The sequence below is a fragment of the Adhaeribacter aquaticus DSM 16391 genome (assembly GCF_000473365.1).
GTDB lineage: Bacteria > Bacteroidota > Bacteroidia > Cytophagales > Hymenobacteraceae > Adhaeribacter > Adhaeribacter aquaticus.
Map to the genome: position 1 here is coordinate 2075849 of NZ_KI421517.1, position 13737 is coordinate 2089585.

The window sequence follows — 13737 nt, forward strand, 5'->3', positions numbered from 1 at the left end:
TAAATATTACAAGCTACTCCATATAAAACAAGAATGGCTGAGGTAAACCCTCAGCCATTCCAGCAGTATTGACAGATGAATTAGTGGCTCTTAGCCAGGTAAGCTTCTATGTCCTGTTTGGTAGCCGCAATCTTCTTGGGGTATTTAGCTACCCAGCTTCTAAAGTCATTCTTGATGGCATCGTTCCAGTCCCCATGAATCTGGCCCGCTGGATACTTGTTCTGATTTAGCAGCACCCGCTCAAACTCATCCCGCAAAGCTGTCATTTCTGATGCCGACACCAAACCTTCTACTAAGTAAGCCGGAATAAAGCACACGCCATACTCATTGGCAAATACCACATCACCGGGAAATACAGTTACTTCTCCAATCCGGATAGGCATGTTAATAGAAGCTGGCGTCATATCTTTTATGGCAGAGGGATGATGACCTTTAACCCAGGCATTAAAACCATTGGTTTCCTTCAGCTCCTGCATGTCCCGGATAGAGCCATCAAAGATGACGCCATTACCCGTTTTAGCATAAACAGAGTTTCCTAAACTAGATCCTATTAAGGTACCATCTTTTACTTTGCCAAAACCATCCGCTACATATACATCTCCTTTAGTCAAAACATCTATCGGCCAGATGTTGATACCGCCTTTCTGGGAGCGGCCTTCTGTTTTACCGGTTGCTCTTACCAGGCTGTCCAGGTCCGGACGCGTAGGCATGAACTGCGCGGTGACTACTCTGCCGGTCATGGTCTGACCTGGCTTTAAGATGATCCAGTCCCGCTCTACCTGGTTGCGGTAGCCTTTCCCGCCCAGATAACCCCAAACCTGTTCCAAAGTACAGTTCTTTAACCGTTCCAGTACCAGGTCCGGCACTTTCGGGCGGCCATCTGCATAGCGTTCCCCTTGCCAGCGACTGGTTAAGGCTTTTACTGTTTCCGGTGTGGAGCCAACGTGCATTTGGGCACTGGCATAGAATCCGGTGAATACAAAGGCGGCTAATAAGAGTATGCTTTTTCTCATCTCGTGTTTGGTTAGGTGTTTACTTTTTGTGGTGAGTGCTACTAAGTATAGTAAAAACACCTTAAAAATGCAACATATACTCCTGACTTATAAACATATACCTTCTAAACCCAACTAACAAAAGTTTACTAAATTGAATGTTACAAATAAAATTTAGTAATAATAATCGCATAGTATTGCAAAGAATAAAACCGGACGGATATTTCATTTAAAATAAAAAAAGCCGGAATAAATCCCGGCTTTTTGACAATTTGATAATTATTTAAACTTACCAAGTTCTTTTTTCCATTACTTTATCTACTTCGGCCTTTGTCATGGTACCTAATTCCGGATGTTTTTTTAACCAGGCTAAGAAATCGTTCTTAAGTTTATCATCCCATTGGCTGTCTATCTGACCTGGCGTATATTTACCAGTCCTAACCATTTCAAAACCAAATCTATCTTTCCGGGTAACAAACTCGCAGGTACTAATTACATGTTCTGCTAAATGAGCCGGCACAAATAATACGCCTTCTTTTTTAGCAATTACTAAATCACCAGGCAATACCATTACACTGCCCATCCGAATAGGCACATTTAAACCCATTAACACACTTTCTTGCAAAAACGAAGGGTGCCAATCGCGCACAAAAGCATTGAATCCTTTGATAGTTTGAATTTCCTCTAAGTCACGGGCCGATGCATTAAATACAACACCGTTACCTGATTTAGTGAAAATAGAGTTAGCTAAAGTAGCACCAATAAGTGTTCCACCATTAATTTTACCATAACCATCTGCTACATATACATCACCTTTGGTTAGTACATCAATCGGCCAGGCATTAGTTGCGCCTTTACGGCCTTGAGACTTCTGACCACGCTCAGTAACATTTTTCTCAACATCCGGACGGCTTGGCATAAATAAAGCAGTAACAGCTCTTCCGGTTACCGGTACTTCATCATGTACATTTTTCCAGCCACCTTCATATTGGTTTGTATAGCCTTCATTTTTTAAAACAGTCCAGGCATCAGCAATACCTACTTTTTTAGCTCTTTCCAATAAGCTTTCAGCAATTTTCGGACGACCATCAGGAAAACGATCTCCTTTCCACTCAGAAGTTAAGAAGGTTAATTCATCTTTTGAAATAGTTTGAGCCTGTAAGGAACCTTTAAAATACATACTAGCTGCCAGAGCTAGTGCAAATGCAAATCTGGATTTCATTTTAATTTGGTTTAAAAATAAAAATTCAACGTTTAAAAATACTACAAAAAAAAATCAAAAAACAATAGTTTTAAAAGAGCTATTGCTTTTTGATTTTTAAATTATTCCAAAAAAGGCAGGTAACTTGTAAATAAATAATTTTATTTACACTTACTTTTTATAAGCTTTAATTAGCGCTCCCCTCTTTTTAGGCTGGCTTCTAATTGTTCTTTAGTTACCGTTGTTCTGTTTTTAGGTAGTTTAGAGAACCAGGTTCTGTATTCATTTTTTATGGCATCAGTCCAATCGCCATGAATCTGACCAGCCGGATATTTGTTTTGTTTTAATAGTACCCGCTCAAACTCATCACGCAAACCTACTAATTCTGAAGACGTAACCAACGGCTCTACTAAATGGGCTGGAATAAAACATACCCCGTACTCATTGGCAAATACCACATCGCCAGGGAAAACTGTAACTTCACCAATGCGAATAGGCATGTTAATAGAAGCAGGCGTCATATCTTTGATATAAGATGGGTGGTGACCTTTAATCCAGGCATTGAAACCAGGGGTTTCTTTTAATTCCTGCATATCCCGAATAGAGCCTTCAAAAATAACACCATTACCAGTTTTAGCATGAATGGAGTTGCCTAAGCTGGATCCTATCAAAGTACCGTCTTTTACTTTACCATAACCATCGGCTACGTAAACATCGCCCTTGGTTAAAATATCAATCGGCCAGATGTTAATACCTCCAGACTGAGAACGTCCTTCAGCTTTACCTGCCACTCTAACCAAACTATCCAAGTCCGGACGAGTTGGCATAAACTGAGCAGTTACTACGCGGCCAGTCATGGTTTCGCCTGGCTTCAAAATAATCCAGTCTTTTGCTACCTGGTTATTATAACCTTTGCGGCCCAGATACCCCCATACTTGCTCTAAAGTACAGTGTTTTAATCTTTCAACTACTAAATCTGGCACCTTAGGACGACCATCAGCAGTACGCTCACCTTTCCAGCGAGGAGTCATAGCCTTTATTGTTTCCGGAGTAGCGCCTACATGGTATTGCGCATTGGCATAAAAGCTACCCAAAACAAAGGCAGTAAGCAGTAAAAATTTGTTTTTCATTGTTTGTTGTTAAATGGTAATAATGTAAAGTGGTGAACAAATGTAAAATCTAATACTTAAAACTTTCTAAAAGTGCGCCTTATTCGGTTAAGCATTAAGTACTGTATGAACAAATGTAATTAAAATAATAAAGAAAATAAATCTTCTTTTAGCTAAAATTTGATGTTATACTGATATAATTACATTAAGTCAAGATCCTATTAACTCCAAAGTCTGTCATGAGACCGCTTCTCGTTCCATTCCGGCGTTGCCCGGAAATAACTCTGATCTCTTGGATCTAAATGCTGTTTTACAACTTCTTCGTTTAATTCAATCCCCAGACCAGGAGCAGTTAACGGCACATTGGCAAAACCTTTTGTAATCAATGGTCGACCATCAGTTGTTTTTACTAAACCTTCCCACCAAGGCGTATCTACAGAATGGTGCTCCAGCGCCAGGAAGTTTTGAGTAGCCGCCGCACAATGCACGTTGGCCATAAAATTCACCGGCGACCCTGCCTGGTGCATCATCATAGCTACTCCTCCTTCTTCGGCGTAATCACCTATTTTTTTGGTTTCTAACAACCCGCCCGAAGAAGCTAAATCCGGATGAACAATATCCACGGCCCGCATATCTACTAATTTCTTAAACTCTTCTTTTAAGTAAATATCTTCCCCGGTTATAGTAGGTGTTTCAAGCGCATCGGTAATTTTTTTCCATTGCGCCATAGATTGCCACGGAATCATGTCTTCCAAAGAAGCTAACCGGTATTTTTCGACAGCTCTTCCTAACCTGATCGAATTATTTAAATCGAAATGGCCAAAATGGTCGGCAGAAAGAGGCACTTCATAGCCTACCACACTCCGGATACCATCTACATATTTTGCCATTTCATTTAAACCTTTATCGGTTATCTGAATTTGGGTAAACTGGTGGGCAGTATTTCCATACCCCATATAGCTAGCCATATCGTACTGGCCTTGTGCATTACCCCAAAACTTGGTATTTACAGTAGTACCTGATGTATTCGATACCATTTGCAAGCCCAAATCCATTTTCAACCAGGTATAGCCCTGATCTACCATCCGGCGTCTTACTTTTTCTTTAAAAACAGAAATATCTTTATCCTCCGGCGTATCGGCATATAAGCGAACCTTGTCGCGGTACCGGCCGCCTAGTAATTGCCAGCACGGAACACCGTAAGCTTTACCGGTTAAATCCCATAAAGCATCCTCTACTCCGCAAACGCCACCGGCCTGACGGCCATGCATCCCAAATTGTTTTATAGATTTAAAAAGCTGTTCTACGTTACAAGGATTTTGCCCCATAATCCGGCTTTTTAAAAACAGGGCATATTTTTCATCGGCCCCATCCCGTACTTCTCCTAACCCATAAATGCCCTGGTTGGTATCAATCCGAATAACAGGCCATCCCCGGTTTATGCGCACGTAGCGCATATCAGTAATTTTTAGATCAGCTGGGTTAGAAGCCCGGTTAATTTTGGAGGTGGTATGAGCCAGAGTATCTTCAATAGACATGCTCATGAAGCCGCCCAGTGCAATACCGCCCAAAGCAGTTTTCTTTAAGAAACTACGTCGGCTATCAGATGTTGCCGGATTGTTAAGTTCTGTCTGGATGGCTGCCGCCTCTCCTACCTCCCTTTGCTTGTTTGCATTAATAATTTGTTGTAAAATACCTTTCATTGGTTTAGGTGATTTAATTTGGTGGTGTAAGTGTGGTGAATTATAAATAGAATTAAGTATTCAAATCTGAATTCAAATTAATAATTTAATACAAATAACTAATAAACCATTACCTGCAATAAATTAATGGTAAACCGGTTATTTCTTTCCATAACTTTTAGAGAAATAAAAAGAGCCGCGTTCTTCCGGCTCTTTTTATTTTAATTATCTAGCTCCACAGTCTATCGTGAGAACGTTTCTCGTTCCATTCTGGGGTTGGGCGGAAATAGCTGTTATCGGTCTTATGTAAATGCTGTTTTATAACTTCTTCATTCAGATCCACACCTAAGCCTGGAGCTAAATTTGGCACATTCGCAAAACCTTTTTCAATCAGTTTCCGGCCATCAGTTGTTTTAACCATGGATGGCCACCATGGCACATCCGGAGAATGATGCTCCAGGGCTAAGAAATTTTGAGTAGCTGCCGCACAATGTACGTTTGCCATAAACGAAATTGGAGTACCGGCAAAGTGCATGGCCATGGCAACGCCACCTTCCTCGGCGTAATCACCAATACGTTTCGTTTCTAATAACCCACCGGAGGTAGCTAAATCCGGATGAACAATATCTACGGCATGATTATCAACTAACGTCTTAAAACCATCTTTTAAGTAAATATCTTCGCCCGTAATGGTTGGCGTATTTAAGGAATCCGTTATTTTCTTCCATTGCTCAGTCATAAACCAAGGCACCATATCCTCTAACCAGGCTAAACGGTATTTTTCAACAGCCTTACCTAATCGGATTGAATTATTTATATCAAAATGACCAAAGTGATCGGATGAAATGGGTGTTTCATAACCAACTACACTGCGCACACCTTCTACTACACTGGCCATATGATCCAGCCCTTTATCCGTTATCTGAATAGCGGTAAATGGGTGTTGAGTGTTAGCATAAGAGGTTAAAGAAGGATCATTGAACTGGGAGGCATTAGCTGTATTCCAGAATTTGCTGTTAACTGTAGTTCCTGGTTTACCATCTAAAGAACGGATAGATAAGTCCATTTTAAGCCAGGTAAAGCCTTGGTTTACTAACCGATCCTTTACTTTAGCTTTCATTTCACTTATATCTGTAGATTCCGGCGTATCGGCATATAACCGAACTTTGTCGCGGTACCGGCCACCTAACAATTGCCAGGCTGGCACACCATAGGCTTTACCCACTAAATCCCAAAGGGCCATCTCTACGGCAACTACTCCCCCAGCGGCGCGACCATGACCTCCAAATTGCTTGATAGACTTAAATATTTGTTCTACATTACAAGGGTTCTGGCCTAAAATCCGGCTTTTCAGAAAAAGCGCATACTGCACATCTGCTCCATCCCGTACTTCACCTAAACCATAAATACCCTGGTTTGTATCAATTCGGATAATAGCACATTTTCCTGAAGTACTGCCATCTGCTACCGGAGCATTTTTTATAAAAGTAATAGCATACCGCATATCTGTTATTTTCAGATCAGCCGGGTTAGATGCGCGGTTTACGCCTGAAGTAGTTTGCGCCAATGTATCTTCTATACTCATTCCCATGAAACTGGCAATCCCCATTCCTCCCAGAGCGGTTTTCTTCAAAAAGCTCCGGCGGTCTGGCTTAGTTGCCGGATTGTTAATTTCTGCTTGTATGGCAGCTGCTTGGGTTCTTTCATCTGCTTTATTGGCAGAAATAATTTGTTGTAAAATACTCTTCATTTGTTCTTTATTTATTCAGGCGATAATGGTGGTGGACATTTAATCCGGTAAAAAAATTACAGCTATAATAATATTGAATTCTGATTTAATTCTGAAGAAAAATTTTAATAATCTCTAAAAACACAAGCTTTTAGCCTTTTATTTTTAAGTTTTTATAAAATATTCAGACGCATTAACTCCAGAGTCTATCGTGTGAGCGTTTTTCGTTCCATTCCGGAGTAGGGCGAAAATAGCTTTTATCTCTTGGGTCTAAATGCTGCTTTACCACTTCCTCGTTTAATTCTACACCCAGCCCAGGAGCGGTAAGGGGCACATTGGCATATCCTTTTTCAGTTAATTTACGGCCATCGGTGGTAGTTACCAGGCTTTCCCACCAGGTAGAATCTACAGAGTGGTGCTCGAGCGCCAAAAAGTTTTGGGTAGCGGCCGCACAATGTACGTTGGCCATAAAATTTATAGGGCTGCCGGCCTGGTGCATGGCCATAGCTACGCCATTTTCTTCGGCATAGTCTCCTATTTTTTTGGTTTCTAATAAACCACCCGAAGAAGCCAGATCTGGGTGAATGATATCAACAGCATGCATATCCACCAATTTTTTAAATCCTTCTTTCAGGTAAATATCCTCGCCGGTCATGGTTGGAGTCTCAATGGCATCGGTAATTTTTCGCCAATGCTCCGCCGACTGCCAGGGCACCATATCTTCCACCGCAGCTAACCGGTATTTCTCCACTTTCCGGGCTAAACGAATGCAGTTATTGATATCAAAATGTCCGAAGTGGTCAGAAAATAAAGGAATCTCATACCCAACCGCACTCCGTATAGTATCCACGTATTTTGCCATTTCGTCTAGTCCTTTATCGGTTATTTGTACCTGCGTAAAATGGTGCATGGTATTGCCATAACCGGTAAACCCAGGTTGATCTATATCTATCCCATTAGCATCACTCCAAAACTTAGTATTTACAGCCGTGCCAGGTTTATCTGAAACCAGGTGCAGCCCTAAGTCCATTTTAAGCCAGGTAAAACCATCGACCTGAACCCGCTTTCGCATTTTTTCCTTAAAAATATTTACATCTTTATCCTGCGGCGTATCTGCATAAAGCCTTACCTTATCCCGGTAGCGGCCTCCTAATAATTGCCAGCAAGGCACGCCGTAGGCTTTACCAGTTAAATCCCAAAGGGCCGTTTCAACGGCACATACTCCGCCTGCCTGCCGTGCTGGTCCTCCAAATTGTTTAATAGACTTAAATATTTGCTCTACATTACAAGGATTCTGACCTAAAATTCTACTTTTTAAAAACAAGGCATACTTTTCGTCGGCTGCATCCCGAACATCGCCGTAGCCATATATCCCTTGGTTGGTATCAATCCGGATTACTGGCCAACTTCGGTTAATTCTCACATACCGCATATCGGTAATTTTCAGATCAGCCGGATTGGAGGCCCTATTTACTTTAGAAGTTGTCTGGGCAAGGGTGTCTTCGAGACTCATGCCCATGAAACTGGCTATTCCAATGCCGCCTAAGGCAGTTTTTTTCAGGAAATCCCGACGGGTATCCGGAGTGGCAGGGTTGTTAATTTCTGCTTGTCTGGCGGCTGTTTCGGCTGTTTCTCTTTTTTTATTTGCATCTATAATTTGATGGAGAATGCTTTTCATATTTTACAAATGATTTAATGGTGGTGGATGGTGGTGGTAATTTTAGAAGTTAAGATGATAACTTACCTTAAGGAAAAGAATACGTTATCAGCAGCAACTGATTATAATAAACAAGAAGTCTTATGAGGTGTATAAGAAATATAATTATTTCTTTAAGTAAAAGAGTGAAGCAGGTTGAAAAGACAGAAAGCCAGGAAATAATTCCTGGCTTTCTGTAATCATACTAGCTCCAAAGTCTGTCGTGAGAACGTTTCTCGTTCCACTCTGGAGTTGGCTCAAAATAACCAGGAGCATCTTTTACCAGATGCTTTCTAACCTCGTCTTCATTTAACTCAATACCTAAACCAGGAGCATCTAATGGTACATTAGCAAAACCTTTTTCTACCATCTTTTTAGAACCAGTCATTCTAACTAAATTCTCCCACCATGGCGTATCTACCGAATGGTGCTCAAGTGCTAAGAAGTTTTGAGTAGCCGCGGCGCAATGTACGTTAGCCATAAAAGTTACCGGAGAACCAGCAAAGTGCATGGCCATGGCAACACCACCTTCTTCGGCATAGTCGCCAATTTTCTTTGTTTCTAATAAACCACCAGATGTACCCATATCCGGGTGTATAATATCTACGGCGTGTTTATCAACTAGTGGTTTAAAGCCTTCTTTTAAATAAATATCCTCACCAGTACAAGTTGGGGTTTCAACAGCATCCGTTACGGTTTTCCAATGATCCGTCATAAACCAAGGCACCATATCCTCTACCCAAGCCAGGCGGTATTTTTCCATTGCTCTGGCAAAACGGATAGAGTTGTTCACATCAAAGTGGCCAAAATGGTCGGATGACAACGGAATTTCGTATCCTACTACATCCCGTACACTAGCTACATATTCTTCTAAGCCTTTCAAACCTTTATCAGTAATTTGCAACTGAGTGAAAGGGTGAGTAGTATTGGAATAAGCCATGATATCCGGGCTGCTGAAAACTTGCTTATCTATCTTCCAGAATCCGGCATTTACTAAAGCATCCTTCTGTTCCCGTACCACGTGAATACCTAAGTCCATTTTCAACCAGGTAAAGCCTTGCTCCTGCGTACGCTTTTTCATGGTCTGAGCAAACTCTTTCGGGTTTCTGGCACCAGGAGTATCCGCATATAAACGAACTTTATCTCTGTAACGACCACCTAATAACTGCCAGGCCGGCACACCGTAAGCCTTACCACATAAATCCCAAAGGGCTATTTCTACCGCTGCGTAACCACCACCCTGGCGGCCATGGTAACCAAACTGACGGATAGATTTTAAAATTTGCTCTACATTACAAGGATTTTGGCCCAAGATGCGGCTTTTTAACATTAAAGCATAACGCTCATCACCACCATCACGCACATCACCGTAACCATAAATTCCCTGGTTGGTATCAATACGGATAATTGGCGTACGGCCCACGTTTTGTAAAACGGCCACCCGCATATCCGTAATTTTTAACTCTGAAGGATTAGAAGCTCTATTTACTCGAGATGTTGCCTGAGCTATAGTATCTTCTATACCTAAACCCATTAAACCAGCTAATGAAACACCTCCCAAGGCTGTTTTCTTTAAAAAATTCCGGCGGCTGGGAGTGGTCGCCGGATTATTCATTTCCGCCTTTAGGGAGGCGGCCTCTGCTGCTTCTTCTTTTTTGTTTGCAGCGATAATCTGATCTAAAATACTTTTCATGTTAGGGGTTGATAAATTTAATTTTTGTGGTGAACTAAGGTTAAATAAACAGGTAAGATATTTTATAATTCTGTTGAAAATCTGATTTTTAACTTACAAAAACAAAAAAAGTCGAACCTTTTTTTGTTCGACTTTAACTGTGTTTTGTACAATAAGCACACTGTTTTTTAGTATCCGGCAAGGAATTAACTTACTTATGTAAATAAGATTTTACCGTTATACATAAAATAAACTAAACCTTTACGCAGCTTTTTATACTATACTAGCTCCACAGTCTGTCATGAGATCGCTTTTCATTCCATTCTGGGGTTGGACGGAAGAAGCTGTTATCCTTTGGATCTAAATGTTGCTTCATCACTTCCTCGTTTAATTCAATACCCAGGCCTGGTGCTAAGTTTGATACATTTGCATATCCTTTTTCAATCAGTTTACGACCATCAGTTGTTTTTACCATATTCGGCCACCAGGCTACATCTGGCGAATGGTGCTCCAATGCCAGGAAATTTTGGGTAGCTGCTGCACAATTTACGTTGGCCATAAACGAAACAGGGGTACCGGCAAAGTGCATAGCCATTGCCACGCCTCCTTCTTCGGCATAGTCCCCAATTTTCTTGGTTTCTAATAATCCCCCGGAAGAAGCCAGGTCCGGGTGAATAATATCTACTGCATGGTTATCTACTAAGGTTTTAAACCCTTCCTTCAGGTAAATATCTTCACCGGTAATAGTTGGGGTATTCAAGGCATTGGTCACAGTCTTCCATTGGTCAGTCATAAACCACGGCACCATATCCTCTAACCAGGCTAAACGGTATTTCTCAACAGCCTTCCCTAATCTAATAGAATTATTTACATCGAAATGCCCATAATGGTCCGAAGATATGGGCGTTTCATATCCTACCACACTTCTTACAGTTTCAACAATACTGGCTAAATGATCTAAACCTTTATCCGTTATCTGAATAGCTGTAAACGGGTGCTGGGTATTGCCATAGGAGGTAATAGAGTTGGTTATGTATTGATTGGCTGCACTCGACTGATAAGACGCCCCATTCCAAAAAGCCGTATTTACAGTAGTACCCGGTTTATCTCGCAAGGAGTTGATAGATAAGTCCATTTTTAGCCAGGTAAATCCTTCATCTACCAATCTCCGCTTCACCTTAGCCTTCATTTCGTTAATATCTTTAGATTCTGGCGTATCGGCATATAAACGAACTTTATCCCGGTAGCGCCCACCCAGTAATTGCCAGGCTGGTACACCATAAGCTTTTCCAGCTAAATCCCACAGGGCCATTTCTACCGCGCAAACACCACCTGCCTGGCGGCCATGCATCCCAAACTGCTTTATAGTTTTAAAAAGCATTTCCACATTACAAGGGTTCTGTCCCAGAATGCGGCTTTTTAAAATTAAAGCATAGCGTTCATCTGCACCATCACGTACTTCACCTAAACCATAAATACCTTGGTTGGTATCTATCCGGATAATCGGGCAACGGCCCGCTGTACCTGTTTGCACAATAGCATAGCGCATATCCGTAATTTTAAGATCAGCCGGATTAGAAGCCCGATTCACATTAGATGTGGTTTGCGCCAGGGTATCCTCAATACTCATGCCCATAAAGCTTGCCAGGCCAATACCGCCTAAAGCTGTTTTCTTTAAAAAGCTCCGGCGGTCAGGCTTAGTTGCCGGATTATTGATTTCCGCCTGGATGGCAGCAGTCCGTACCTTTTCGTCTGCTTTATTCGCTGCAATAATTTTTTGTAAAATACTCTTCATAGATTGTTTAGGGATTTTTGGTGGATAATTAGAATGTTTAGGACGTTGTTTTAAGGCAAATAGAAATATATACCTTAACCACACCTAATATAATAAATTATTTACACCTGACAATTCTCGGACTCCCAGTAAAACAAAAAAGCCGGACAATTGTCCGGCTTTATAAATTGATAATTTACAGGTTATTACCTTAGGTAAATTAGCTCCAAAGTCTGTCGTGAGAACGTTTCTCGTTCCACTCTGGAGTTGGCTCGAAGTAACCTTTTGCATCTGGCATTAAGTGCTTTCTAACTTCCTCTTCGTTTAACTCAATACCTAAACCAGGAGCATCCAATGGTACGTTAGCAAAACCTTTTTCTACCATCTTTTTAGAACCAGTCATTCTAACTAAATTCTCCCACCATGGCGTATCTACCGAATGGTGCTCTAGTGCTAAGAAGTTTTGAGTAGCCGCAGCGCAATGTACGTTAGCCATAAAACAAACCGGCGAACCAGCAAAGTGCATTGCCATTGCAACACCACCTTCTTCAGCCATATCACCAATTTTCTTCGTTTCTAATAAACCACCGGATGTACCCATATCCGGGTGAATAATATCAACCGCACGCTTGTCGATTAATGGTTTGAAACCTTCTTTCAGGTAAATATCTTCACCAGTACAAGTTGGGGTTTCAATAGCATCCGTTACAGTTCTCCACTGATCTGTCATGAACCAAGGCACCATATCTTCAACCCAAGCTAAACGGTATTTTTCCATTTTCTTAGCAAAACGGATAGAGTTGTTCACATCAAAGTGACCAAAGTGGTCAGAAGATAATGGAATTTCGTATCCTACTACATCCCGTACACTTTGTACATATTCTGCCAAGCCATCTAAACCTTTTTCAGTAATCTGAATTTGCGTGAATGGGTGTAAAGCATTACCATAACCCATGTATTCACGAGTATCATATTGTCCTTTGGCACCATCCCAGAATTTATTGTTTACCAAAGATCCTGGTTTATCAGCAACTACGTGAATACCTAAGTCCATTTTCAACCAGGTAAAACCTTGTTGTTCCGTACGAACTTTCATAGTTTGAGCAAACTCTTTCGGGTTTCTGGCACCAGGAGTATCTGCATACAAACGAACTTTATCTCTGTAACGACCACCTAATAACTGCCAGGCCGGTACACCGTAAGCCTTACCACATAAATCCCAAAGGGCCATTTCCACCGCAGCAAAACCACCACCCTGACGGCCATGGTAACCAAACTGACGAATAGATTTTAAAATTTGCTCTACATTACAAGGGTTTTGGCCCAAGATGCGGCTTTTTAACATTAAAGCATAACGCTCATCACCACCATCACGCACATCACCGTAACCATAGATACCTTGGTTGGTATCAATACGGATGATTGGCGTACGACCTACGTTACGGATAACCGCTACACGCATGTCAGTAATTTTTAATTCAGACGGATTAGAAGCTCTATTTACTTTAGAAGTAGTTTGAGCAATGGTATCCTCAATGGTCATACCGGCTAAGCCAGCCAATGAAATACCACCTAATGCTGTTTTTCTCAGGAAGTTCCGACGGCTATCAGAAGTCTTTGGATTATTAATTTCCGCCTGAAGCGCAGCGGCTTCTGCTGCTTCTTCCTTTTTATTAGCAGCAATAATTTGATCTAAGATACTTTTCATTTGTATTATTTAATCGGTGTTTGTTTGTAAAACTTTTCAAGGGCTAGGGCATTACTAAACTTGTGGTTTAAATAATTTGGGGTGAACCTTAGCAACATTTCAAAAAAATAGCTTTATCCATCCAAAGCTTAATTAGACGGATAAAGCTACTAAATATTAAGTTATGTTTATATA

Annotated in this window: 9 protein-coding genes; all 9 read right to left on the reverse strand. The window is 41.2% G+C overall.

The genetic code is table 11. The features are described from left to right. Positions 1–80: 80 nt before the first annotated feature. A complete protein-coding gene (locus ADHAQ_RS0111260; RefSeq protein WP_026463018.1) occupies positions 81–1013 on the reverse strand; it encodes an RraA family protein in 933 nt (310 codons plus the stop codon). Between the two features lie 268 nt (positions 1014–1281). Beyond that, on the reverse strand, positions 1282–2214 hold the full coding sequence (locus tag ADHAQ_RS0111270; protein ID WP_026463019.1) for an RraA family protein: 933 nt from the start codon (positions 2212–2214) through the stop codon (positions 1282–1284). 170 nt (positions 2215–2384) lie between these two features. Next, on the reverse strand, positions 2385–3323 hold the full coding sequence (locus ADHAQ_RS0111275; protein WP_026463020.1) for an RraA family protein: 939 nt from the start codon (positions 3321–3323) through the stop codon (positions 2385–2387). A gap of 200 nt (positions 3324–3523) precedes the next feature. Further along, entirely contained in the window at positions 3524–5005 is a 1482-nt protein-coding gene (locus ADHAQ_RS0111280) for a mandelate racemase/muconate lactonizing enzyme family protein (RefSeq protein WP_026463021.1), read from the reverse strand. A gap of 208 nt (positions 5006–5213) precedes the next feature. After that, on the reverse strand, positions 5214–6734 hold the full coding sequence (locus ADHAQ_RS0111285; protein ID WP_026463022.1) for a mandelate racemase/muconate lactonizing enzyme family protein: 1521 nt from the start codon (positions 6732–6734) through the stop codon (positions 5214–5216). A gap of 172 nt (positions 6735–6906) precedes the next feature. After that, positions 6907–8391 carry a mandelate racemase/muconate lactonizing enzyme family protein gene (locus tag ADHAQ_RS0111290; protein ID WP_026463023.1) on the reverse strand — a complete coding sequence of 495 codons (1485 nt, stop codon included), beginning with the start codon at positions 8389–8391 and terminating at the stop codon, positions 6907–6909. 223 nt (positions 8392–8614) lie between these two features. Next, the gene (locus ADHAQ_RS0111295; RefSeq protein ID WP_026463024.1) at positions 8615–10102 is read right to left on the reverse strand and encodes a mandelate racemase/muconate lactonizing enzyme family protein; all 1488 of its coding nucleotides are present in this window, start codon (positions 10100–10102) and stop codon (positions 8615–8617) included. A gap of 262 nt (positions 10103–10364) precedes the next feature. After that, positions 10365–11876 (reverse strand): mandelate racemase/muconate lactonizing enzyme family protein, encoded by a 1512-nt coding sequence (locus ADHAQ_RS0111300; protein WP_026463025.1) that lies wholly within the window; start codon positions 11874–11876, stop codon positions 10365–10367. A gap of 199 nt (positions 11877–12075) precedes the next feature. Continuing rightward, positions 12076–13563 carry a mandelate racemase/muconate lactonizing enzyme family protein gene (locus tag ADHAQ_RS0111305; RefSeq protein ID WP_026463026.1) on the reverse strand — a complete coding sequence of 496 codons (1488 nt, stop codon included), beginning with the start codon at positions 13561–13563 and terminating at the stop codon, positions 12076–12078. Positions 13564–13737 lie beyond the last annotated feature (174 nt).